The 24,838-nt window shown below is 48.5% G+C and carries 23 protein-coding genes; 12 read left to right on the forward strand and 11 right to left on the reverse strand.

Features of this window, described 5'->3' with window-relative positions; genetic code table 11:
* Positions 1-98: 98 nt before the first annotated feature.
* On the reverse strand, positions 99-848 hold the full coding sequence (locus AC3RCI_RS09335; protein ID WP_492528709.1) for a molybdenum cofactor biosynthesis protein: 750 nt from the start codon (positions 846-848) through the stop codon (positions 99-101).
* Positions 849-969: 121 nt separating this feature from the next.
* Here AC3RCI_RS09335 and AC3RCI_RS09340 point away from each other — a divergent pair, with 121 nt between their 5' ends.
* From AC3RCI_RS09340 to AC3RCI_RS09370, 7 genes are all read left to right on the forward strand, one after another.
* A complete protein-coding gene (locus AC3RCI_RS09340) occupies positions 970-2,403 on the forward strand; it encodes a bifunctional metallophosphatase/5'-nucleotidase (RefSeq protein WP_492528711.1) in 1,434 nt (477 codons plus the stop codon).
* A 69-nt stretch (positions 2,404-2,472) separates the two neighbouring features.
* Positions 2,473-3,591 (forward strand): HD-GYP domain-containing protein, encoded by a 1,119-nt coding sequence (locus tag AC3RCI_RS09345; RefSeq protein ID WP_492528713.1) that lies wholly within the window; start codon positions 2,473-2,475, stop codon positions 3,589-3,591.
* A gap of 221 nt (positions 3,592-3,812) precedes the next feature.
* Complete coding sequence (yfkAB, locus tag AC3RCI_RS09350; protein WP_492528715.1) at positions 3,813-4,949, forward strand: radical SAM/CxCxxxxC motif protein YfkAB; 1,137 nt, start codon at positions 3,813-3,815, stop codon at positions 4,947-4,949.
* 58 nt (positions 4,950-5,007) lie between these two features.
* Positions 5,008-6,381, forward strand: coding sequence for a hemolysin family protein (locus tag AC3RCI_RS09355; protein WP_127536542.1), 1,374 nt, complete (start codon positions 5,008-5,010; stop codon positions 6,379-6,381).
* 236 nt (positions 6,382-6,617) lie between these two features.
* Complete coding sequence (locus tag AC3RCI_RS09360; RefSeq protein WP_095359029.1) at positions 6,618-6,857, forward strand: spore coat associated protein CotJA; 240 nt, start codon at positions 6,618-6,620, stop codon at positions 6,855-6,857.
* Complete coding sequence (locus AC3RCI_RS09365) at positions 6,847-7,122, forward strand: spore coat protein CotJB (protein ID WP_127536541.1); 276 nt, start codon at positions 6,847-6,849, stop codon at positions 7,120-7,122. The genes AC3RCI_RS09360 and AC3RCI_RS09365 overlap by 11 nt, the downstream gene beginning before the upstream one ends.
* A 143-nt stretch (positions 7,123-7,265) precedes the next feature.
* Positions 7,266-7,835, forward strand: a complete 570-nt coding sequence (locus AC3RCI_RS09370; protein WP_110821050.1) for a manganese catalase family protein — start codon at positions 7,266-7,268, stop codon at positions 7,833-7,835.
* An 85-nt stretch (positions 7,836-7,920) separates the two neighbouring features.
* Here AC3RCI_RS09370 and AC3RCI_RS09375 read toward each other — a convergent pair whose 3' ends face one another.
* From AC3RCI_RS09375 to AC3RCI_RS09390, 4 genes are all read right to left on the reverse strand, one after another.
* Entirely contained in the window at positions 7,921-8,913 is a 993-nt protein-coding gene (locus AC3RCI_RS09375) for a 3-oxoacyl-[acyl-carrier-protein] synthase III C-terminal domain-containing protein (RefSeq protein WP_336779410.1), read from the reverse strand.
* Positions 8,914-8,967: 54 nt separating this feature from the next.
* Positions 8,968-9,318 (reverse strand): hypothetical protein, encoded by a 351-nt coding sequence (locus AC3RCI_RS09380; RefSeq protein WP_095288149.1) that lies wholly within the window; start codon positions 9,316-9,318, stop codon positions 8,968-8,970.
* A 183-nt stretch (positions 9,319-9,501) separates the two neighbouring features.
* The gene (locus AC3RCI_RS09385; RefSeq protein WP_492528717.1) at positions 9,502-9,870 is read right to left on the reverse strand and encodes a carboxymuconolactone decarboxylase family protein; all 369 of its coding nucleotides are present in this window, start codon (positions 9,868-9,870) and stop codon (positions 9,502-9,504) included.
* 11 nt (positions 9,871-9,881) lie between these two features.
* Positions 9,882-11,513: a thiamine pyrophosphate-binding protein gene (locus AC3RCI_RS09390; RefSeq protein ID WP_336779412.1), complete on the reverse strand. Its 1,632-nt coding sequence runs from the start codon at positions 11,511-11,513 to the stop codon at positions 9,882-9,884.
* Positions 11,514-11,926: 413 nt separating this feature from the next.
* Between AC3RCI_RS09390 and AC3RCI_RS09395 the strand changes: the two genes are divergently transcribed.
* Complete coding sequence (locus AC3RCI_RS09395; protein WP_492528719.1) at positions 11,927-12,916, forward strand: Gfo/Idh/MocA family protein; 990 nt, start codon at positions 11,927-11,929, stop codon at positions 12,914-12,916.
* Positions 12,917-13,061: 145 nt separating this feature from the next.
* Here AC3RCI_RS09395 and AC3RCI_RS09400 read toward each other — a convergent pair whose 3' ends face one another.
* A complete protein-coding gene (locus tag AC3RCI_RS09400; protein WP_492528721.1) occupies positions 13,062-14,780 on the reverse strand; it encodes a methyl-accepting chemotaxis protein in 1,719 nt (572 codons plus the stop codon).
* 293 nt (positions 14,781-15,073) lie between these two features.
* Between AC3RCI_RS09400 and AC3RCI_RS09405 the strand changes: the two genes are divergently transcribed.
* The gene (locus AC3RCI_RS09405; RefSeq protein WP_095359022.1) at positions 15,074-15,760 is read left to right on the forward strand and encodes an HAD hydrolase-like protein; all 687 of its coding nucleotides are present in this window, start codon (positions 15,074-15,076) and stop codon (positions 15,758-15,760) included.
* A gap of 159 nt (positions 15,761-15,919) precedes the next feature.
* Here the strand turns inward: AC3RCI_RS09405 and AC3RCI_RS09410 are convergent, their stop codons facing one another.
* The 5 genes from AC3RCI_RS09410 to AC3RCI_RS09430 are packed head-to-tail and all read right to left on the reverse strand — an operon-like array spanning position 15,920 to position 22,268.
* Positions 15,920-17,104 carry a YheC/YheD family endospore coat-associated protein gene (locus tag AC3RCI_RS09410; RefSeq protein ID WP_336779415.1) on the reverse strand — a complete coding sequence of 395 codons (1,185 nt, stop codon included), beginning with the start codon at positions 17,102-17,104 and terminating at the stop codon, positions 15,920-15,922.
* A 35-nt stretch (positions 17,105-17,139) separates the two neighbouring features.
* Positions 17,140-18,246, reverse strand: a complete 1,107-nt coding sequence (locus tag AC3RCI_RS09415) for a YheC/YheD family protein (RefSeq protein ID WP_154896045.1) — start codon at positions 18,244-18,246, stop codon at positions 17,140-17,142.
* Positions 18,246-19,619, reverse strand: coding sequence for a YheC/YheD family endospore coat-associated protein (locus AC3RCI_RS09420; RefSeq protein WP_095288141.1), 1,374 nt, complete (start codon positions 19,617-19,619; stop codon positions 18,246-18,248). Before AC3RCI_RS09420 ends, AC3RCI_RS09415 begins: the two co-directional genes overlap by 1 nt.
* A gap of 60 nt (positions 19,620-19,679) precedes the next feature.
* Positions 19,680-20,870 carry a YheC/YheD family endospore coat-associated protein gene (locus tag AC3RCI_RS09425; RefSeq protein WP_492473602.1) on the reverse strand — a complete coding sequence of 397 codons (1,191 nt, stop codon included), beginning with the start codon at positions 20,868-20,870 and terminating at the stop codon, positions 19,680-19,682.
* Between the two features lie 30 nt (positions 20,871-20,900).
* The gene (locus AC3RCI_RS09430; protein ID WP_336779417.1) at positions 20,901-22,268 is read right to left on the reverse strand and encodes a YheC/YheD family endospore coat-associated protein; all 1,368 of its coding nucleotides are present in this window, start codon (positions 22,266-22,268) and stop codon (positions 20,901-20,903) included.
* Positions 22,269-22,547: 279 nt separating this feature from the next.
* On the opposite strand from AC3RCI_RS09430, the gene AC3RCI_RS09435 reads away from it, so the two are divergent.
* The 3 genes from AC3RCI_RS09435 (at position 22,548) to AC3RCI_RS09445 (ending at position 24,785) form a co-directional block, all read left to right on the forward strand.
* Positions 22,548-22,895, forward strand: coding sequence for a YlbF/YmcA family competence regulator (locus AC3RCI_RS09435; protein ID WP_095288137.1), 348 nt, complete (start codon positions 22,548-22,550; stop codon positions 22,893-22,895).
* Positions 22,896-22,991: 96 nt separating this feature from the next.
* Positions 22,992-23,279 (forward strand): hypothetical protein, encoded by a 288-nt coding sequence (locus AC3RCI_RS09440; RefSeq protein ID WP_076289792.1) that lies wholly within the window; start codon positions 22,992-22,994, stop codon positions 23,277-23,279.
* 171 nt (positions 23,280-23,450) lie between these two features.
* Complete coding sequence (locus AC3RCI_RS09445) at positions 23,451-24,785, forward strand: DRTGG domain-containing protein (RefSeq protein WP_127536532.1); 1,335 nt, start codon at positions 23,451-23,453, stop codon at positions 24,783-24,785.
* Positions 24,786-24,838 lie beyond the last annotated feature (53 nt).

Below are 24,838 nucleotides of genomic sequence, written 5' to 3' on the forward strand. Positions count from 1 at the left end.
CTTATATCGACATATATGCTTATAATAACAAGAAAAAAATGGGTTGACAACGACTTATTTACTAATTTAATTAGCCTTGCAAGAGGTGGAATGACTATTTATAAATTGTCCAAGGGGTTCCAGGGTCCCAGTTGATGCCCCTTCCACTCAGAACCATCGTCCCATATTTCTTTTTTCCAGATCGGGACCGTTTGTTTCAGTCTTTCAATAGCGTAGCGGCTGGCATCATAACAATCACTGCGGTGAGGCGAGGAGACGGCAATAATAACACTAATCTCTGCAACGTCAACCTGACCAATCCGGTGGCTGATTGCACATCTGACACCTGGCCAGCGCTCGGAGATTTCACTTCCGATGGTAGCCATCTGAGAAAGTGCCATCGGTACATAAGCTTCATATTCCAGATGGACCGTTCGCTGTTCCCCGGTCATTTCACGAGTAGTACCTACAAAAGTCAGTGCTGCCCCGTGGTTTGCGGTTATGACCAGAGCTGTTGTTGCTTCGACAGACAAGGGGGACTTCGTAATCATAAACATACCGTCCGGAGTACGATGTTCGGAGAGTGAAGACCTATGCTCATCCTCGGACCCTTCAGTACCGTCACCTCCTGAAACGGGGGGAATTAAGGCAAGTTCATCTTCGGGCTTAATCAAGGTATCGGCCGGAGCATACTGCTGGTTTACTGCCAGAAAGGACGTTCGAATCTGTGATGCAGCCTCTGGATAGGCGAGTGCCAGGCTTTCTTTGAGAAGAGCTGCGGTCAAAGGACTTTCCGTATATTCATATTCAAGCAGGGACGTGCCCAGGCGTTCAGCAATACCTGCAAACAGTTGTATGGTTAATATCATGCTTATGCGTCACCTCTTTTTTATCTCTAAACCCTTTCAATATATCATAACGACGCGGAAAATGTTATGCTTATCTATTAGAGGAATGTACGTTAGGCAAGGACTGAGAGGAGGCGGTGTGATGAGCACCAAGGAAAAACAAACGTTAACCATTCTGCACACCAATGACATCCACAGTCATTTTGGTTCCATGAGCTCTATCGCCGCCATGATTGCACAAGAGAGAGAACGGAGCGAAAACGTTCTAGTTCTGGATATCGGAGATCATATGGATCGTATGGCCGTAGAGACAGAGGGGACACTTGGGGGAGCCAACGTTGATGTGATTAATTTGACGGGGTATGATGCCATAACGATTGGCAATAACGAGGGACTGACATTTACACCGGAGCAGCTGGCACAGTCCTATTCGGGACTACTGTGTCCTGTCGTGTGCGGAAATGTTGTGGAAGAGGCCACTGGTCTGCCTCCAATATGGATGAACTCATCTCTTATTGTGGATAAAGGACCCTTTCGGATAGGTTTGCTCGGAGCTACTGCACCGTTTACTGCTTTTTACGACTTGCTGGGATGGAAGCTGCTTGACCCTGTGGAAACACTGCGTGAGCAAGTTGAAGCGCTGCGCCCTAATGTGGATATTGTCATAATACTCTCCCATCTGGGTCTATCAACGGACCGGAAACTCGCGGAGCAGATTGAGGGCATTGACGTTATTCTTGGCGGACACACACACCATGTGCTTGAGGAACCTCTGGTCATTGGGAATGCGGTGCTGGGAGCAGCCGGAAAATTCGGTCAGTGGCTTGGTAAAGTCGTGCTAGAGCGGGATAGCAGTGCGAACAAGCCTAGACTGGTTAGTAGTGGCTGTTTTCCATTGAAGGATCAGATGCTGGATGAGAAGGTTGCACTGGCTATCGCCGCACATCGTACGGAGGCAGAGCGAGCTCTTGGACAGACAGCTGTAATAATTAACCGAACTCTTCCGATAAAATATGAGAAGGAATCACCATTCGCTTCGCTGCTTGCGCAGGCAGTAAGGCATTTCACGGGAGCGGAGCTGTCACTGGTTAACGCGGGTCAACTCCTTGGTGAACTTCCGCAAGGGGACATCAGCAAGGGAATGCTGCATTCCCTATGTCCTTCTCCGATCAATGCTTGTACAATAAGGCTGAAAGGCAGAGAGATTCGTGAAGCGCTGGAGCAGTCTTTGCTTCAGGAGTATACGGACAAGCCCATCATCGGATTTGGATTTCGCGGGAAAATACTTGGTACGCTGTGTGTGGATGGGATTGAGGTGGAGTATGATCCAGCGGGTCCCCCATATCAAAAGATCAATGCATTATATGTCGGTGGTAAGCCTATGGGTGATGAACAGGAATACGTGGTCGGAACACTAGACATGTTTACATTTAATGTGGGATACCCTTCGTTAGCCCGGGGAACCGAAATTGCATACCGACTTCCTGAATTTATACGGGATCTGCTGGAGATCGAATTAAAAAGACCAGGGGCGTTGGATGATAGCCTGCGATCCCGCTGGCATGAAAGAAATTAACGAGTACTTGCCTTCTGCTGAAGCGGCGGCTAGTGGAAATTACATCTACGGAGCGGGAGAGGATAGGCTGTGCGTTTGGTACATATAAACCTATTGCAGCCTGGCATGAAGCTGGGGAAACGAATTTATAGCGAAGAGGGTTTGGTTCTGCTTAGTGAAGATGTGGAACTGACCGAGCGGTTGATTAGACGTCTAAAAGACCTCGGCGTAGGTTACGTATATATTAAGGAAGCAGCAACAGAGGATATTATCGTTCCCGATATGCTTCAGGAGGAAACCAGACGCAGGGCACTGGTAGAAATCAAGCAGCAGTTTCAGAGTATGTCAGGTTTGAAGACCAAAAGCCGGATTCCGCATTTTGGCAAAGCGCTGAGTGGTCTGATGAGTACGATTTTGGAGGACATCGGTGGTCAAAAGGAAGCAATGATCATGCTGATGGATATGAATTCCAGTGATCTTGATCTGTACAACCACTCCTTGAACGTATGTGTGTACACACTGGTTTTGGGCGTCGCATCAGGGTATTCCAGACGGCAGCTGATGGAAATTGGACTGGGTGCCTTGCTGCATGATATAGGAAAGACACAGATTGATCCAGTTGTTTTGCATAAACCAGCGAAATTGACGGATGAGGAATTTAAAATCATTCAGCAGCATACTACATATGGACATCGTATTTTAAAAGATGAACCTGGCATACCGCTGCTGGCAGCACATTGTGCCCTGCAGCACCATGAGCGAATCGACGGTAGTGGCTATCCGTTTGGCCTCAAGGGTCCTCAAATTCATGAGTATGCCAAGTGGATTGCACTGGCTGACTCTTATGACGCGATGACGAGTAATCGCATATACCGTAAGTCATTGCTCCCTCATCAGGCGGTGGAGGTATTATATACTGGATCTGGCTCGTTGTATGAACAGCGTATGCTGGAGAAATTCCGTGACTGTGTGGCAATTTATCCCGTAGGTCTATCTGTGACGCTGAGTACGGGGGAAGTCGGCGTCGTTGCATCCATCGATTCACGCATCCCGCAGCGGCCCCGGATACGGGTGTTGAAGAATGCTGATGGACAGATGTTAAAGGCTCCTTACGAAATAGATCTGTCCACAGCCCTATCGGTTATGATTACTGGTGTTGAAGGCGATGAGGGCGTGCCTCAGACACCTTCCTGTGATGAATTTTCTTGATCGCTGTTAAGTTATTGCCAGCAGGGAGACTGCGCTCATAGCAATATCCGGGCCGGGTTGGCCTGGAGTTGTATGGGCGTTTTTGTCATGTAATGGACAGAGCACTTCATGCCGAAGCGTTCGAAATTGTGCTATGATAAAAGATAGCTCCAAAAAGATCATGCCGAAGTATGATGTAAATAAAACTTTTTAGGTTAATAAAAGGAATAAGGTGAAGAACAATGACCATGCTAAACTCAGGATCGGTTGAACCGATGCCTTTATCGCCGACTAATGATCCATGGGATCCGATCGGCTCTTTGCGTACATATGGACGCCACGTGTTAACCAGTGTTGAAATGACCGTGACTCATCTGTGCAATATGCGATGCGAGCACTGTGCTGTAGGGGATATGCTCACGATGCGTGAAGCTCCCGCACTGCCACTGCCTCTAATGCTGAAGCGGCTGGACGAAGTGGAGCATCTGCAGACCATCAGTTTGACAGGTGGTGAGCCAAGCTTCAGTCAAAAGACAGTTGATGAAATGATCATCCCGCTGCTGAAATATGCCAAGGAGCGAGGCATAAGATCACAGATCAACTCCAACCTGACGCTTGATCTCAGTCGTTACGAGAAACTGCTGCCATACCTTGATGTGATGCACATCTCATTCAACTACCTGGATGCCGATGATTTCCATCAAGTCGGCTTTGCCAACAGCGGCAGACCTGTCAAGCGTGAAGTAGCGGTGAAAATGTATGAGAAAATGATAGAAAATTCGCGCAAACTGAGTGAAGCAGGCATGTTTATCTCTGCTGAATCCATGATTAATTTCCGTACTCATGATAAGTTGGAGGGCATCCATCAACTGATTCGGGAGATGGGGTGTGTACGTCATGAAGTACATCCGATGTATAACTCGAATTTTGCTTCCACATTACCTGTCCTGTCTCTGGACCATATGCGTGCAGCCATTCATCGGTTGCTGGATGTGCGCGACAAAGACATGTGGATGTTGTTCGGAACACTTCCATTCTTTGCTTGCAGTGCGGCCGACCAGGATCGGGAATTGATCAATCGCCTGTACAGTGAGCCTAATGTGACCGTACGCAATGATCCAGATGGTCGAAATCGCGTTAACGTCAACATGTTTACAGGCAATGTGTACGTTACGGATTTTGCTGACATCCCTGCCTTTGGCAACATTCGGGATCGGAAGCTGGATGATGTGTTCCATGAATGGTCAGCGGAGCATCCGCTTAACCAGACCGTTAACTGTCACTGTGATGCTGCGTCCTGCTGCGGCCCGAACCTGTTGGTGGCGGACATGTATTATAAAGGTGTGGATTTCAAATCCAGAAAAGCAATTACGCGCTAATTAGGCGCTGATATTCCAGGTATATTCCTGAAATAGATAGAAAAAGGGGAGTGTTGACTTGGATATTCATACCGAATTTCATCTTGGGCAATTGGTGTTCAATTTGGTTTGCGTTTTTCTGCTCGTCTTCTTGAATGGCGTATTTGTCGCAGCGGAATTTTCTCTGGTTAAAGTCAGACAGACCCGGTTGACTCAATTGCAGAGCGAGGGGAATCGGCTGGCTGGGTATGCACTGAAGGTAAATGGAAAACTGGATGCTTACTTGTCGGCAACCCAGTTCGGCATTACCCTGACCTCCCTGGGACTTGGCTGGCTCGGTGAACCCGCCATTTCCGAATTACTGGTAGAGCCGCTTATGTTCAAACTGGGCGTGGCGGATACAGGACTGATCTCTACCGTTTCCGTTATCGTCGGATTCTGTATTATTACGTTTCTGCATATTGTACTTGGAGAACTTGCACCCAAGTCGCTTGCTATTCAAAAAACAGATGGCGTGGCTCTGCTATTGTCGGCACCACTTCTGCTGTTCTACAAAATATTTTTTCCATTCATCTGGATTCTCAATGCATCGGCCAATGCGCTGCTGCGATTAGCAGGGATAGAGCCTGCGAGTGAAGGAGAAGCCCATTCTGAAGATGAACTTCGAATCTTGATGAAGCAGAGTGCAAAGAGTGGCGTCATTGACAAGGATGAAATCAAACTGATGGATAACATCTTTGATTTCTCCGATATGCTTGCTCGTGAAGTCATGCTGCCACGTACAGATATGGATTGTCTGTATACCCATCTGTCCTTGGAAGAGAACCTGAAGATTATTAATGCAACGAAGCATTCCCGTTATCCTGTTGCCGTTGAGGATAAAGACGAAATTATCGGATTTATCCATATTACGGATCTGCTTTTGGCAGCCCCGGAACAGCAGCAGGACCTGGCTTCACTTGTGCGGCCCATCTTGAACGTTCCGGAATCCATGGAAATCAGCCACGTCCTTCAACTGATGCAGAAAAAGCATTCCCAGATGACCCTTGTTGTTGACGAATATGGCGGCACCGCCGGATTATTGACGGCAGAGGAAATTCTGGAGGAGATCGTAGGGGATCTATACGATGAGTTCGAGGATGAGCGACCTCATATGGAGCGCAGCGGTGATTCCTTCTCCATAGATGGACGATCCCTCATTGAAGAAGTTCATGAATGGACCGGGGCCATCATTGATGACGAAGAAGTGGATACCATTGGCGGTTGGTTGTTCAAAGAGCTTGAAGGCAGTCCAGCCAAAGGTAAAACACGGGTGCAGAACGGCTATGTTTTTGAAGTGGAGGAATCCACCCGGCTGCGAATTACCCGAGTCAAGGTGTATAAGAGCCCGGTCTCTGAAGAAGAAGCTGCTGCTTTGGATGAGGCTCAGGACGTTCCCGAATCGGACAAGTAGTGATGTGCATGGACTACCATAATGAAATGAATGTGACCTTTGGAACACTTCCCGTGGGGAGTGACCAAGGGTCTTTTTTTTTGTTAATGAACAAAACCTGAGAAATCCCGAAAGCTTTTTCAGCCGATTTGGGATTAACTTAAGAACGATGACATATGGATAATAGACGGGAAAAGCAAGGGTTTTGGTCGCCTACCGACGAGTGACCACATATCAGTGAAGGGAGGCGTTTGGAAATGATCGATCCACAGCTTCGCGCATATGCCCCTTTCGTGGGGCCGTTTGATCCGTGTAAACCGATTGAAATTAAAACCTACCTTGTTCCTCCACAGTTATTCATCCCTTTCCAGCCGATGGGCTGGCCCCAATATAGTCCGGCAGAAGCGCTGAGACTCGGAACATTGTGGCCTGCGCTATACAGTCCTTATACATCCAAAAAAACAAAGGGGAGGGAGGTAGGAGCAGATGGAGCCTGAAACAGCAAAAGCGTGTGACGCCAGATATTATGAGTTGCTGGAGGAACTGCAAGCCTTGGATTTTGTACTGGTGGAGCTGAATCTGTATCTGGATACTCACCCGGGGGACTATCAGAGTATTGAACAGTATAACAAGTTTAGCCAGGAGCGGATGAGGGTAGCCCATGAATTTCAGCAGCTGTATGGACCGCTCATGAACTTTGGGCATGCCTTCTCCAAGTATCCTTGGCAGTGGTCAGAGGCACCCTGGCCTTGGCAGGTTTAATGAACGTTTGAGTTGATATCGAAAGCATACTATACCCGGGTTTTCTGGAAGTGCAGAATCCGGATACCCGGGAAGTGGAAGAAAAAACTATTCGAATTTGGATCACATCTCAGATTAAATCGTTGAAGGAGGGATCGTCCAACATGTGGGTATACGAAAAAAAGCTGCAATATCCCGTTAGGGTAAGTAAATGTGATCCTCATATGGCCAAATTGCTGATGGAACAGTATGGTGGAGCAGACGGGGAACTAGCTGCAGCCCTTCGGTATATGAATCAGCGATATACCATTCCGGACAAAATTATCGGTCTGTTGAATGACATCGCTACAGAGGAATTTGCCCATCTTGAGATGATCGCAACAATGATCTACAAACTAACCAAGGATGCAACCATTGAACAGCTGGAGAAGGCAGGCCTGGATGCTCACTATGTGAACCATGACAAGGCACTCTTTTACAGTAATGCCGCAGGTGTACCTTTCACTGCAACCTACATCCAAGCAAAGGGTGACCCTATTGCAGATCTGTATGAAGATATTGCTGCGGAAGAGAAGGCTAGGGCTACATATCAATGGTTAATTGATCTGACGGATGATGTGGATCTGCAGGATAGCCTGAAGTTTCTGCGGGAACGGGAGATTGTGCATTCGCTTCGTTTCCGTGAGGCAGTCGAGATCCTGAAGGATGATCGGGAAACCAAGAAGATCTTCTAATCATGCAACCTTCCTTGCACATATTAAAAAGAAGGATGTCCCTTGAAGTAAAAAGGGACATCCTTCTTTTGGTTTGATGACCTGCTTAGTATTCGACCACCATGGCAACATTTTGCCACCCGGCTCCAACCGTCCAGAACAACACTTTATCACCACGCTCGACCTGACCTGAGGTTATGGCCCGATGCAGAGCAATGAAGGGACTGCTGGTTGAGGTATAGCCGAATTCGTCTCCAATGTAGACGGCGACATCATTAGCGATCCCAATGTTCTCCGATACCGCACGAATATTACCGATGGATAACTGGGAGAAGCAGGCTGCTTTGATCTGATCTGCTGCAATCTCGTTGCGTCCTAACAGTGTACGAATAGATTCAGAAGCGGCATCGACGCAGATCGAATCATCGAACGGTGTGAATTTGACATGAAAGGCTCCTGCATCCACCCCGGTCTGACCCAGTTTCGCCAGACCTTCTGCAGGAAAGAGGGAATTACCGTACACACAGGTATCCGTTTGATAGATGGAATCAATGAATCCGGTAGCCTGTTCGTCGCGTTCTATGATGATAGCCGCTGCCGCATCGCCAAAATTGGCATAGTAGACAGGATCATCTGGACTCGCGTGTGGGGCTACATAATCCGAACCGATAATCAGTGCTCTTCGAATTCGGGGATTCCCCAGCATCTGCCGGCTCACCTGTTCAAAGGCTGCCGTCATTCCGGCACAGTTGGCGTTGCTGTCGATACAGATGGTATGGGATGCTCCATTAATTAAACGATGAATCATCAAGGAATTCGTAGGAAAAATGTATTCCGGCGTTTGACTTGCATAGGCAATCAGGTCGATATCCGCACCGGTCAGTCCGGTCTTTTCCAAAAGGTTACTGGCTGCCTCATAAGCCATGCTTAGTGAGTTCTCGTCATCGTTGTTAATTTTGTAACGCTTATCACGCCCAAGCGCTTTTAACAATCCCCGAATATCTACCCCTCTCGCATCAAAATGTTCAATGTAAAAGTCATTGTCCACCTGGTGCGCTGGATGATAAATATCCATATCCACAATACGAATTCCGGCCATCTTCATTCTCCTCTTGAGCGGATGGGTGGATCCACAACTTGTCCGCCTGATTTATTAGGTGGTAACGGTAGATATAATTTCGAGGTTGTCCAGTCCAACAGCCCGTCCAAGCCTGGACAACTGCATTTTCAAAATGGCATTATTTTCGAGTGTGAGTACAACCTTTTTGAAGCCGTCCTTTTTGAATAGAGCCAGGCAGCCTTCGAGCAGAGGTACAATTTCCGGAGCGGTGACATTCAGCTTTTTGCAGTCGATACGCAGTTCATATTCCGTTGGGTCAATAGGAGCAATCGTATCCTGATAAGCCGAGATGGAACGCAATCCATCTTCTTGAGAGAAAGATCCCTCCAGTTCAATGTTAAGCACCTTGTTTGGAACGTCAGTCTTGAGTATAAAGCTTCCCATAATTGTCTCTCTCCTTTAAATGAGTTAGGCTATCCTGCTACCAGAGACAAGGTGTTATCGCCACCGTTACTGGCTTCTACGATGTAAGCTGAGATCGAGGATAATTTACCCATATTATAAAGGCGTAGATGTAATGAGATCAAGAATAAAGTCGAATCGTGTATAAAAATGTAGAATAGTTAATTATTGGATTTCATCTAGCGTTGAAAGTAGGACGTTAAATGCACTAATAATACGCGGCGCCCCTACACAAGGTGCCAAATGCAGCAGAATTCCTTTGAGCTCCTCCACAGTTACTCCAACACGAAGTGCCATAACATAATGAACACCCAGTTGTTCAAACTGCCCTTGTGTAATTAGTGAGGAGATAACGGCAACTTCTTTCCATTGATCCGAAATGCTGGTGCGCTCGAAAATGTCTCCGTAAGCTGTACCCATAATGAATTCTGCCAGCTCGGGAAAGTGTTCCTTAATGGGGGCCAAGGCTTTGGCTCCGTACTCTCCAGAAAGATTCGCGAAACGCTCCAGCCCCTGAACAATCTGCTCACTCATTTTTGTTCCTCCTAGTTCAAATTCACGGTACGATGGGCCGTAGGCGGAATCTCATCGCGATCCGTCAACAGCTCGATTACAGCGACTTGTTTCAGTTCTTGTGCTGCCTTGAGTGCAGCGGTGAACTCGCCATGTGTTTCTGCCCGAAATGCAGCTGCGCCGAGAGCTTCAGCAAACTTCGACGCATCCAAAGGCACTTCAAACAAGGTCCCGTCGATCCGGCCTGTTGTTTTTTGCATGCCTTTGAGCGCCATATCCAGCTGTTTATTGTTCACTACGATGAAGATGACCGGCAGATTGTGGCATACAGCGGTATTGATTTCGGCTCCGAGCATCATGAAGCATCCGTCGCCTGTTATACAGACGATCGTCTCGTCTGGTGCTGCTGCCTTGGCGCCGATCGCCATACCAATGGCATTCCCCATACAGGCGAAGTATGCGTCAAATACAAAACTGCCAGGTTTTTTCACTTTATAACGCTGAACAGCATGGAAGCCGTGACTTCCGTCATCAACAAATAAGGTATGATCATACGGGAGCATATCGCTCAGTTCATCCAAAATCGATGCAAGGGAGAGTTTAGGCAGCATTGGCAGAGGGACCGTATAGTCTACTGCCGTCGACTCTCTCTCTGGAGCTTCATATTCGGCCAGGGTACCCAGCAGAAACTGCAGATTGTCTTTTAGATCGCCAGTAATATGTAAGGTTTGTGAGTGGAGTATTTTACCGACAAAGGCAGGATCCGAATCGAACTGAATGAGATGTTCAGGATGATTCTCCGGTTTGAGATTGCAGATCGTCATGTCACTCAGCCGCGACCCAAGCACGATATAGAGGTCACTTTGGTTGAGCAATTCATCGGCATGGGGGAAGCCCCCGACACCACATGGTCCATGGTATAACGGGTGGTTCCAGGCGATAGCTCCTTTCCCACCGGGCGTCGTGATGACAGGAATTTGGAATTGTTCTGCAAGCTGCAATAGCTCGTCATGAGCTCTGGCTCGATTGACACCTTTGCCTGCGATAATTAATGGGTGACTGGACTTGTGAAGCAGGGGAAGAATTCGATTAAGGTTAGAGATGCTAACTAGAGGCTCGGGTTCAGGCATGACAATTCGGCATTCAGCAAGCAGTTCGGTCTGAACGTCAAAGGGTAGACACAGATGAACCGGACCTTTGTTCGGGCCAAGTGCAATGGAGAGAGCATGATTGAGCAATGTGCCGAAGTGGTCCCCACGCTCCACCAGTTTGCTGAATAACGTAGCGGGTTTGAACATCTCTGCGAGATCGGCCAGATAGGAGGAAGAGTCCTGGCACTGTGGAATGCCTAATTCCTGAATGGATTGATGACCGGTAATAAACAACACCGGAAGGTTATTGGCTTTGGCATGAGCTGCAGCGGTTAAAAGATTGGTTCCACCCGGACCTGAAGTCGCGAATGCAACACCCAGCCTTCCGGTTTGGAGAGCGTAACCAGCTGCTGCAAATCCTGAACTGGATTCGTGGCGACCTGGTATGAACTCTAGGCCGTGGTCCACCATCTTCAGAACAGCAGGACATATCGATTTTCCAATAATACCGAAGACGTGAGTAACACCAAGCTTGTGCAGCGTTTCTGCTAAATAGTCCGCAACGGTTTTCATGCGGGACACCTCGCTTCATAAAATAGGTTTTAAGACCCATAGGGTATAATCCAATTTTTTCGAATGCAAGTGCTTGTCTAAGGTTGTAAAAGGAAATATATCCTTGTTATTACGAAGGTTATCTTTTTATGTGGTTTTTTGTCAACTTATTTTTATAAGCAAAAGTACCTGATTCTTAAGTTGGTAACGCTTAACTGCTTAATGATATAGGAAAATGAAATGGTTATATATTCCTGCAACCAATGCCCTAATGAGGACGATTTACATTATATGTAAAATAAAGACATCAGATATAGACGTAACCTTTAATTGATCATAAGCATTGAGCTATATGCTTTTCTTTGCATATTAACGTAAGAAAACGGAGCCTATTTAACTTCTGTTATAATGGAAATCAGATTGGAGGAGACATAGTGACACGATTAAAAATGGCTGTGATCGGGTTAGGAAAGATGGGTTTACATATGGTTCAACAGGCGGAGCAAGCAGAGCTGAATGAAAGTATTAAGCTTGTAGCCGTATGTGAAGCACACGATGAATTGCTTAGCAACTTTGCTGATGCCCATGCAGAAATTAGCGCATATAGCGATTACATGCAGCTGCTGAATGAACATGAAATTGATCTATTGTACATTGCTGTACCGCCTAAATTTCATTATCCTGTCGTCATGGAGGCTTTAAAGCGGAAGATCCATGTGTTTTGCGAGAAACCGCTGGCGAACAGTACAGAAGAGGCGAGAGAGATGCTTGAGGCCGCGGAGCAGGCAGGGGTAATTCATGCCATTCATTTCTCCATGCCTCATGAACCTTCTGTAATGAAGCTGCAGAAACTGGTGGAGCAGCGCAGCATAGGTGCGATTCGCAAAATAGAGCTGATTCTGCAATTCCCTCAGTGGCCGCGTGCATGGCAGCAGAATTCATGGATTTCAAGCCGTGAGCAGGGGGGCTTTATCCTTGAAGTGGGCATCCACTGGATCCATATGATACAGCATGTGTTTGGCCCAATTACAGAGGTAAGCAGCGAAGTCCAGTACCCCGATAATGCGGAGGAATGTGAACATGAGGTACAGGCTGTAATGAAGCTGGAGGACGGAACTCGTATTCAGCTTAATGGAATGGCTCATTTTGCAGGTAAGGAACGAGTATCCATGGTCGTTTACGGAACTGAAGGCACGATCGCTCTGGAAAACTGGGAAGAACTGATGATGGGGCCAGTTGGCCAGCCGCTTGCACCCGTAGAGGTAGATGAATCGATGGGAGAGCTGCCAGTTCTCAAGCATGTAATCGCTCGTATTCAGGGGCAGCCGGCGAAAACGTATGATTTTAACGACGGATACCGTGCCCAATTGGTGTTGGAAGCTCTGCGTAATCCGGAGGGGAACACGATCCAGATCCGCCGCTAGTCGGTAGTGTTGCCGTCTTGGATTAGATGCTGAAAGCAACAATAAGCTTAACTAATTTATACTCTTGCAGAAATAAATTATACAAAAAGAGCAGCTGCCTTAAGTGGAAGCTGCTCTTTTTGTTTTAGCTGTTGTAAGCACACGGTTAAGCCAGCTTGAATCGTTTTACCAGTTCGTCGAGTGCATCGGACATTTGATTCAGCTGTTTGGAAGTGTCGCTCATTTCCTGTAAGGAGGCAAGCTGTTCTTCGGTCATGGCAGATACTTCCTCCGTGGCAGATGCGGTATCTTCCACAACGATGGATACTTCGTTAATGGAATTCATGACGGCCTCGCTGCCCGATGTGAGTTCTTCAACCACCGCGGATACATCCATCATTTGACCGCTGAGGTCATGTATATGCTGTGTAATATTTGCAAAGGCATGACCTGCGTCCTCGATGGTCCGCAGACCTTCGTTAACATGAACCGTGCTCTCATCTACAACATCCACTGTGCTATGAACACCTGCGACCACCGTTTCCAATATGCTCGTAATTTCCTTGGCTGATGTGGCGCTTTGATCCGCAAGATTGCGAATCTCTGCTGCGACAACTGCGAAGCCGCGTCCGTTTTCTCCTGCACGTGCTGCCTCAATTCCGGCATTCAATGCTAGCAGATTGGTTTGTCTGGCGATCCCTGACATGGCATCCGCAATGTTAATGACTTGATCGGACATCTTGGAAATATCATTAATGGCTTCCTGTACAGAGAGGAAGGATTGTTCAATAACTCCCATTTTGCCGACCGCATTGTCAATGCGCTGCTGCCCATCGATGGCTATGGATTCGGTACGTACCGCCCGTTCAGCCACGTCTGCAGCAGATGCGGCCACCCGGCTGAGTCCGGTTTGGGATTGTTGCATTGCAGCGACCATCGTTTGGGTAAGAGCAACCTGCTCATCTGCCCCTTCAGCGACTCGTTCCATGGCTGTGGCTACTTCTTTACTGGCCAGGTGGCTGTCCGCTACGCCTTTATCCATACGATCCGATGCGGTGCTGAGAACAGTGGCATTGCGCTGGATGTCCAGCATCATTTGCTGCAAACCAAACAGCATCGTATTCGCAGACTCGGCGAGTTCTCTCGTTTCATCCCTCATCGGGGTAGCGATGCGCAGGGTCAGGTCACCGTTGGAGGAACCGATGTCATTCAGCGCATGGGTAACGGTACGAATGTTTTTGACAATGGCACGGGACAAAATTAGTGCTGCAAAGATCGATATCAGGGCAACAAGAATAAGAGCTCCGTATAGTTCCCAGTTCAGAATCATATTTTTCTGTTTTAATGCTTCTGTACGTGTTTCTGTCAAAGCCAGCTCGTTGTTCCGGAAAGTAATCAGGGAACTGCGGATCTCGTCCATATCTGCTTTGCCCGGATCTGTTGCAAAAAACTGACGGATGGCATCGAGATCATTAGCCTGACGCAGGGAGACAACTGGCTCCCCGGCCACTTGAATCCAGTCATTCATGGAGCTATGTATATCTTGCAATAATGTCAATTGAGCCGGGTTATTGGAGATAAGACCCGCTAACTGCTCCTTGAGCTCGACAAGCTGCTCTTTTCCCGCTGTATAGGGCTCCAGGTAATTTTCCTGTCCAGTGATCACGTAACCACGCTGTCCTGTCTCCACATCCACCATGTTTTTCTCCAATTCATACGTCAAGGCATGCACTTTCATATCGTGATCGACGAGATAATCTAGTTCTTCCTGCAGCTGGCCAATACTGTTCTGAATCAGTGAAATGCTTCCAGCCAGTACCGCCAATACAAGCAGGTAACCCAGCCCGATTTTATAAAAAATTTTGAATGTTCTCCGTTTCTTCATGATTCCTTTTCCTTTCTTTTGGTTATATGTATTTGTCGAAAAAACTTGAAAAAAGGCAACTTGCAGGACTTATGGATGGGGAGTCTTAAGAACTATTTTTCAGTATTATACGTTATGAAAGTAAGTTTGTACATAGTTCGTTTATATTTTGTATATGGTTTGTATCGGATAAGTAAGACGTGAGGAATAAACCTTTTACAGTGTTCGGTTTACACTGCCAAACGTTTTTGTTTATCATGGAAAGGGTATGATGCTGATTACATATTTCAATCCGAAAGGAACGAATCCTGGAAATGAGTAAAGAGACTGTATTGCGAAAACCGGAAGCGATGATTTTTGATATGGACGGAACGTTGTTCCAGACAGAGACCCTGCTGTTGCCTGCTTATCAAAAGCTTTTTGATACACTGCGTGCCGAAGGACATTTCGAAGGGGAGACACCTCCCGAGGAACGGATGCTGGGAAGTTTGGGTATGCTGCTCGAAGATATATGGAAAGTGGTCATGCCGGAAGCTTCTGAAGCGGCACATCGTCGTGCAGATGAATTGCTGCTTCAATTGGAAATCGAGGGACTTGACCAGGGAAGTTCCCAGCTTTACCCGCATGTAAAAGAGACGCTTCAAGCCCTCAAGGAACAAGGTGTTCGTTTGTTTGTTGCGAGTAATGGACTGGAGGACTATGTCAAAGGAGTTGCGTTTGCACACGAGATTATGCCTTTATTCGAAGGCGTATACAGTGCAGGACAATACAAGACACCTTCCAAGGTAAACCTGGTACAAATACTCCTCGAAAAACACCGGATTCAGGATGCCTGGATGGTAGGAGACCGCTCGTCCGACGTTGAAGCAGGAAAAATGAATGGGCAAACTGTCATTGGCTGTGCATATGCCGGCTTCGGTCGTGATGAAGAACTTGCTGGATCAGATGTATTAATCTCTGACTTTACCGAGCTTACTCGTCTATACAGAGAAGCTGAATAGCAAGCAGCACTACATCTAAAACTGTCTGAATCAGCGTTCAAAACCGGAAGAGCCTTTATCTCCGAAGCCTGTTAAACGGGCGAGGAGGAGATAAAGGCTCTTTGATATGCAATGAGTATCGATTTAAGATGCATGGAGGCCGAATCCAAAGTGAAACGGCTACTTTAATCTTGATTTCCGGGACCTCCGGGCTGCGGTGGTCTTACCGGTTACAGGTTTGGTTACTTTCACCTTGTTCGGAGTACTAACCGTCCGGTTGCGGTAAACCCAGAGAGCATACTCCAGCGGCTGAGTAATTGCTTTGTAATAGATATTCCGCTCACCAATCCGTGCAAATACCTCTCGTGCCGGTTTGGGATTCACTTCAAGCAGGAAGATGCGGCCATCCTTGTCAATCGCCAAGTCCAGAGCAAGCTCACACAGATCACCGTACGTATCTTCCAGGAATGAGGCCACTGAAATGCCGAGTTTCTCGGCTGTGGCATTAATCTCATCCCTCAGTTCCTCATCGGTGATCCATTGTTTCATCAATCGGTGCATGGGAACAGCCTGACCGCCGCCATGCAGATTCGATGTTACACTCTTCTCAGCTCCCATGCGCCCAGCACAGCCGGTCAGCTCCCATTCTCCCTCGCCATTCTTCTGTACAAGCATGCGATAATCGTGCACACGGCCATTTGGGAGCTGGAGCTGAATACCTTCCTGAACCAAATATTTATCTTTCATGTTCCAATGCTGGAGCAGAGAACCAAGCCTTGATAAATGGACCTTGCGCGGGGTAATGATACGCCGTTTCTGATCACGTCCCTGAACAAGGACCATGTTGGCGTCGCTACTGTTGCGTTCAATCCGCAGGATTCCACGTCCGCCTGTTCCGTTTATGGGCTTCAAATAGATCAGCGAAGAAGCTTTAAGCATTCGATTGACATCAGACATATCCTGGAACAGAACGGTCTCCGGCAAATGTTCACGAAAGGCGGATCTTGCCGAGAGCGTCTGATGTATGGTCCATTTATTGCGAAGCGGCCGGTTTAGGAAAAGCATGTGCCCGTATTTCTCGCGAAAGGCGAGCAGCTGCTGGAATCTGCGATTTCGCTGTATGCGACAGCGGTCGAAGATCATGTCCGGAAATGGGCGCCATTCCCTGGACCATCCCTTTTCCGAATGGAAGACCATCGCCTCGATCTGTTTGCCACCGGGATGTACATCCGCAGGTGTGAACACGTAAATGTCGAGTCCCCGCTTGCGTCCTTCAAGGATCATTCTGCGGTAGATGCTCCGTTCTTCCAAGGCGCGATGTTCGTTTAAGTACAACGTCATAATGCCTAGAACAGGTGAGGACACAAACAATCACCTTCTTTAGCTGTTATTCCTTTCCATTATCGTTTGGACTGGCGGGCCAGATAGGCGCTATATTGGAAAATGCGTTCCAATGACTTTTTACGAATCTGGGGTTCATCGAATTTCATCGGTTTCGCATTGGCTTCGAAGAACCAGATTTCTCCGAGATCATCGATGCCAAGGTCCATAGACATCTCCCCAAGCGTATGGCCAGAGCCTCGTTCAACCTGACGGGCAATGGTTAATGATGTCGATCTGACCTTTTTCATTAGTGCAGTTGTTGTTTCTTCCCCGAACAGTTCGGTAAGAAGCTTCTCGGGATCTTCGACGCTGCCTCCGCGTGGAACGTGGGTTGTAATGCTTCGTGAACCCGCCAGTCTTGCACCCACCCCTGTTACACTCCACTGTCCTTTGCCATTCTTCTGTACCAGAACGCGCAGATCGAAGGGGCGTTTGCGGGATGAGGCAAGTTCGATTCCTTGCTGCATGATATAAGGTGTATGCCCGGTTTCCCGGCGAATGCGAGACCATAACTTCGCAAGCGTTGCTGTCTTATACGTGGTGCTCTTTCGGGAGCTTTGTATTCTGAGGCGGAACGGCAGACGTTCCTTTTCCTGAAACTTCAGCATCATGATGCCTTTTCCCGCTTTTCCGCTCTCCGGCTTCAGATATAGATAGGGAAATGCCCGCAGCACCGTACCCAGCGTAGTAGCACTTCGCATCCGGCGTGTATGAGGGATTAGATGCTGGGTGGATTTGGACTTCTTCAGCCATTCGAACAGATCCCATTTATTGAAGAAAAACGGATTATACAGCTCGATCCCCGCTTGCATGCATTCCTCAATTTTCCGCTGAACGGAGGGCTTTCGCTCATCTTCCCGATAGGGAATGCGATTGTACAGCACATGAGGGAGAGGGAAGGACTGTGAAGTCCACTTTCCGCTCCCTTTGTTATACGTATAGCCCTTAACCGTAGGACCACTCACGTTCAGATCTCTTACAGTTACGATATACACCTGATAACCCATGTTTTCGCCTGTCTGTATAATGTCCAGAAAATTTTGATGGTTTCCCCTGAATCCCCGGTGGTCGTCGTGCATGGTCAACACGGCAATGACAGGTTTGAAATCATCATGAAGGCTCATCAAATGCCGTCCCTCTTCCGGAATTTGCTCAAATACAGGCAGTGTTCCAAAATGTGCTCCACCGATGATTTTCCCTCCACCCGGAGTGAAGGGTGACGGAAGATGGAGCGCCCGGGTTTGGCGTTCGCTTCGAACATCCATACATGTTCCTCCTGATCAATGCCCAGATCAAAGCCAATCTCACCAATCAGATGCTGGTGCTGGGTTTCAATCGCCTGGGCCAGTGTAATAGCGACGGATTTGGCCTGCTGCAGCACTTCTCCCGCACGTTCGCCGAAGTTACGGCTGAGCGCCTGTTCAGGGGTCATCAGGGAGCCGCCATTTTTGATGTGGGTAGTCACGCTGCCCCGACCAGCCTTCTTGGCACCGATACCGACGACGACCCATTGATTGCTCCCGTTTTTGTGCATATGGAAGCGAAAATCAATCGGACACTCATCGATCTCAATGAGCCGGATCCCCTGCTGTACGACATAGCCTCGCAGCTGTTTTCCGTGCCTGCCCTGAAGCATGCGCATTAGGCCGTTGAATGAACCGAAGCGTAGAAGGGCATTGCCGCCTTTCTTCCGGTAGCGTGCGAAATATCCGCGTTTGGGCGAATAGGTCAACCGATAAATTCCGTTACCGAGACTTCCCGCCGTCGGCTTGTAATATACAAACTGGTGTCGTTCCAGCATTTCTCTCATTTGTTCGACAGTCGGATTGGTGATCGATTCTGGAATATATCTACCTGCTTCAGGATCATTCTCCAGCAGCTTGTAGATGTCCGATTTATTGAAAAAGCTCCAGTTGAAAAATGGGATTTTACGACGGACAAACCGTTCCCTCAGTTGATTGATGGCAGGCGAGAAATCGGAACGGCGGCTAGGCAACCTGTTGTACACGACGTCTGGCAAAGGGACCGTTTTCCGAACAAAGCTTCCATTTTCGTTCAGAAAAAAACCGGATACCGTTTCATTCTGCCAGTTAATATCCCTTGGAGTGAACGCATAGATATAGGATTTACGGCTGCCTTCCCGAAGCAATTGCTTGATGAACCCGGTACGGGAGCCAAACGGATTCGAGCTCGTTGCAGGTCCATCGGACAATACTCCAATTAGTGGACCGAGCTGGACTTCATCATTTTGCAGGTTGCGCAGATAGATGCTGCCCCGCTTGGGAACGTTCATCAGATTGCGTATGCCCGAGGCGAGATAGAGATGTTTTCCTGCCTTCTTGATCGGTTTGATGGTTGCAGGCACCCGGTCTCGCCCAAACCGCAGATGTATCGTTTTTTTGCCGGATAGATTCAGACTTTTCATTAATGCGTTGGATACATAAACCACTTTATCCGGTTGCTGCGTAAAATGCAGATTGCAAAAGGTCAAACTCATGATTTATCCTCCTATCCTGAAAAAAATCCTTCGGCTCCATGGCAAGCGGGCGCTGCGGGCCTAGCCGCCTTGAATCGGGATGGGTTTCAGGCCAGCTGTGCTGGATGTATTCGGCATTTTCATTGGACGAACGACGTCCGTGAGAACATGTTGTTGCAGCAAATAACGAGCATAGGCAAGCGGCTGGGTGTATGTCAGTGTCTGCATGTGTCGGTCGCCTGCCTCTGCGAATGAAGAGCGCCCTGGCTTCGAATTGACCTCAAGCAGCCAGAGACGACCTGTCGAATCTGCTCCAAAGTCCAGTCCCAATTCAGCAAGTCTGCCGAATTGACTCTCCAGCAAGGGAGGGATTAGAGCAGCAGCATGATGGATCCCTTCTAGAATGGTGTTGGCACGCATACTTCCGTATCGATCGATAAGATAAGAGTGAGCTGGATAGGCCTTTCCTCCGCCGTGCAAATTGGAGGTAAGGGAGCCCTCGGCACCCTCGCGAACCATGCATCCCGTCAGGGTCCAGCGCCCGTGTTTGTTTTTTTGCACCAGGGCACGGATGTCGAATGGATGCCCATTATGACTCAGGTCCAGATATGGCTGCATGATCATCCGGCGACTGGAAAACTTGGATTCAAGCCAGGTTGAGAGCGCATGAGGTGTATAAAATCTACGCCGAAAACGTTCATTGTCCTGATCTCTGCCTTCAATAACCCATGTGGGGGTATCATTTTCTTGGATGAGACGAAATGTTTCCTTGCCATGGGTTCCTGAAACAGGCTTGAAGAAAAGTCCCTTGGGCCATCGTTTCAGCCACTGCTCCCATGGAGCATGAGGTTGAAGGAGTACGGTAGGGACGAGGAGTCTGCTCAGCTGTTTTTCCCGAGACAGTGCCCGGTGGACTTTCCATTTACCCGGCAGGGAAACAGACCAGTAGGGTCTGATGTGCCCGCTGCCCGATAAAGCAAGTTCATGAAGCTGCTGTCTCCATCGCCTTGGAAGTGGCAGCAGGCAGCGATCCATCAGCATCTGCACCCCGTGAACAGGAGCTGTTTTCCATTGTCCTTTACGGTAAATGTATCCTTTTTCTGGTAGAGGGTTATCTCGATCAGCGGATATGGGCAGCACGATGATATTCAAGTTATAGCGATGACTCTCCAAACTGAGACGACGGCAAAAGAGTTCATCCGAGAACGGCGGTGATCCCTCAGCACCACGGACCAGAATGGCTATGGTTGATGTTTGCGGCGATGATGGCATCGAAATGCACCTCCTGTAATGGATCACTCTTCAGAATCCGGCCAGATACGTGGAGTATTCCAGCATGGCTTTGACAGAGGGCCGGATTTTACTCTCGCTCAGTGGCGTATTGTCATTCTTGGACGGTTTCGAATTAACCTCGAGCAGCCAGACACGACCAGTGGTATCCATCGCAAGATCAATACCAAGTTCACCGAAATGGGCCGGAATCGCATGCTCAATTCCTTTGGCAATGTCGAGCGCTGCCGTATGAAGATTGGCATAAGCCGAAGCTTTGGCCGATGCGGGAAGCTGGGTTTTGGCCACGGCCTCCTTAACGGTACTGAGGCTTCCACCGCGGGCTAGATTCGATACATAATGGCTGCCTCCAGCAATGCGGGCTACGATGGATGTTACACTCCATTTGCCTGATCTGTTTTTTTGTACGAGGGCACGGAAGTCTACAGGCCGGCCGCTATTATCAATGAGAGATAGGCCTTGCTGGATCTGGTATCGCGTCGTTTTCATTTTTCCGGACAGACTGGCATAGAGTTTATCCAGGGAAGTATACGTTTGTTTGCGGGTGCCCCCAACACTGGTTGCGAGTGTAAGGAAACTGCCGTCAATTTGACGGGAGACCCGGATGATTCCTTTGCCAAGCGAACCTCGTACAGGCTTGAGAAATACAACCGGATACCGGGTGCACATCGTTTTGAGCGTGGCAGAGGACTTCAGCAGATGAGACTCCGGCAGGACCCTTTTGAGCGTTGTAATGGACTTCAAGGCATCAAACACTTCATTTTTATCCAGGAACTTTTCATTAAAGGTTTGTGTGCCGTAGAGAGATTTTACTTCTTTCATGAAATGCTGTACGCTAGGTTTGTTCTCAAGCTTACGGGATGTCAGCCTGTTATTGACGACGTCTGCAATGGGCAGAACCGTCTTTTTCCAGCCGTCATCATACACCCAGCCCTGAATATGACCCGTTACCGCTCCGATATCCTCTGGCGTGAAAAAGGATACATAGGCGCCCTGCTTACGGCAGGCGTTCACCAGCTCATGACAGAACATCGTGATGGAGCCAAAGGGCCGATCGGGCTGATCGGGATAATCCTGGCTTACCAGCACACTGATGAAGGGTCCAAGGCGCAGCGTACGGCTGGCTGAACGATAGGATACACTCAGGACCGAACGGGGAACCAGGCCGGTCTTGCTGGCTACCGTCTGATTGATGCGAAGGCCGTCATATCTAGGAACCGGAATAACGGTGACTTCACGGCGGTAAGAGCCGAATTGAAGCTGAAGCGGCCTTCCCGAAGGGATTTTAAGGGCCTTGAGCACCCCTTCGCCCAGCATGATGACGTCGTCCTGCAGGATGCCCGAGCCGGTAACCTGAATCGTTACTTTTTTAGTGGACATCACGGATCTCCTTCCGGGCGGCAACTTGATGTCTGATCTCGAAGTTGAACGGCATCTGAACATGGCATGTGCTTCATCATATGAGGACATATACCCCTTGGTGATTGACCCATTTGGATTAAATGCAATTGATTTGACATCGGAATCGATGACCTGTCTGGGTCAGCCATTGTTTGAGAGAAGAGAAATGCGTGTATAAACACGGGTGAACGTTGCGACGAGAAAAATGAGGGAATGATTGAATAGCAGCAGAACAATCTAAATTGAGGAGGAATAATAGTGAATATTTATGACAAAGCCAATGATCTGGCCAAAGCACTGAGAGAAAGCAGCGAGGTGGAAGAAATTACTTCCGCGATGAAGCTGATCGAAGCTGATCCGGAGGCGAAACGCATGCTGGACAGCTTCCGTGATCAACAAATGGAATTGCAGCAGCGCATGATGAGCGGCGACATGCCGGCACCGGATGAGATGGAGAAAATGGAGAAGCTGTTTGAGGTACTGAGCCTGAATCTTAACATTCGTCGCCTATTCGATGCGGAGCGTCGTCTGAGCGTGATTATTGAAGATGTGAACAAAATTATTGCTGACAGCCTGGGCCATCTGTATGGCGGTGCTGAGGCGTAAGACGTTAAACAGGTTATTTGTCTGAATCTTTCATATTGCACAGTTCCCGTTCATAGACTAGACATATAGAGTCGATCAAGAACGAAGGAGCTGTGTATGGTGAAAAGGTTGAAAAAGGCAAAACATGTGATCTATCTGCTTATCGCTCTGTCAATGCTGGTTATCGCGCTGCCGCGAATTTCCTTCGCTGGTGGAATGGACTGGGTTAATATTTTTGGCATCGTATGGGTGCTGTTCTCCCTATTAATCATTGGTGCGCACCTTCATTTCATTCTCGGTGTAGATGAAGAGAAGAAGCGTGCACTGGAAGCTGTTCGCCGGGCCAAGCTGCGGCAGTGGGAGATGAAGCTGGTGGACAAGCAGGAGCAGAGCAAGTCTGTATAAGCCTAGCATCAAGGCGTCAGGACAGAATCCGAAGACCGATGATCCTTCAATCCGAAGGGTAATCGGTCTTTTTGCGTTGATAAACGAAGAGCGGGGGGATGGGGTTATTTTCCTCGGAGCGTGTTATAATAGATACAGAATAGTACAGATTCATCTTCGGGGGTGGTACAGATGGACGGACAGGAAGAGAATGTAACGAAGCACGAACAGCTGCTGCAGCATATCGAGCAATTAAAAGTCGGCAGTAAAATATCGGTCCGTGGCCTGGCAAGAGAGCTTGGCGTAAGTGAAGGGACAGCATATCGGGCAGTCAAGGAAGCAGAAAACTTCGGGCTGGTGGTAACCAAGGAACGGATTGGAACGGTACGGATCGAAAAGAGACCGCGCGGCATGTCAGAACAGCTGACCTTTGCCGATGTGGTCACCATTGTGGAAGGTCATGTGCTCGGAGGCAGTGATGGCTTGGCCAAACCGCTCCACAAGTATGTGATTGGTGCGATGAAAGAGCAGGCCATGGCCCGCTATATAGATGCCGGAAGTCTGCTTATTGTAGGTAACCGGGATAATGCCCATTCACTTGCGCTTGAGCAGGGAGCGGGTGTACTCATCACCGGCGGATTCGGCACAAGTCGTGAAGTCCGATTGCTTGCTGACGAGCTGGGACTGCCGATTATTTCTTCCAGACATGATACATTCACCGTGGCTTCCATGATTAACCGAGCAATCTTTGACCGATTGATCAAGAAAAAAATCATGCTTGTGGAGGATATTATCGGTCAGAAGCCCCGTCTTCAAGTGCTCAAGGTCACCAGCTCTGCCGCTGATTTTCACAAGCTGGTTGCCGAAACGGGAGATCATCGCTTCCCGGTAGTGGATGAATGGAATCGTGTTATCGGCATTGTCAGCCTGAAGGATGTAAGCGAACTTCTGGAAGACCAGAGCATTGAGAAATGCGTCGTGCGCCGCCCGGTTACAGCCTCGCTGCAAACCTCACTGGCTTCTGCCGCGCAGATTATGACTTGGGAAGGCATTGACTTTCTGCCCATTGTGGATCGCAATCGGAAGCTAATTGCCTCGATCACGCGGAAGGAAGTACTGCAGGCCATGCGCGACGCGCAGAAGCAGCCTCAGCTCGGCGAGACCTTTGATCATCTGATCTGGAACGGGTTTGCGGAGGAACGCGGAGAACAGAATGAATTGATGTTTCATGGATTCATTATTCCGCAGATGGCGACAGACCTGGGCACGATCTCTGAAGGGGTACTGCTGAACGTCATGACGCAGGCGGGACGGCGGGCTGCCTGGGATGTTACGGGCAACGATTATGTCGTGGATAATGTGACGACATATTTTGTCCATCCGGTGCAGATTGAGGATCAGATTTTGGTTCGACCCGTCATTCTGGAGACGAGCCGCCGGACCTGCAAAATGGACATTGTCATTACCCGTGAAGGAAATGTCGTTTGCAAAGCGGTCATGACGCTGCAATCCATTGACCACGCCTAGTTCAGGTGATCAGTGAATCACTGCTCCCAAATATATAACAAAGAGGATATCCC

This window comes from Paenibacillus sp. MT124, from assembly GCF_058792755.1.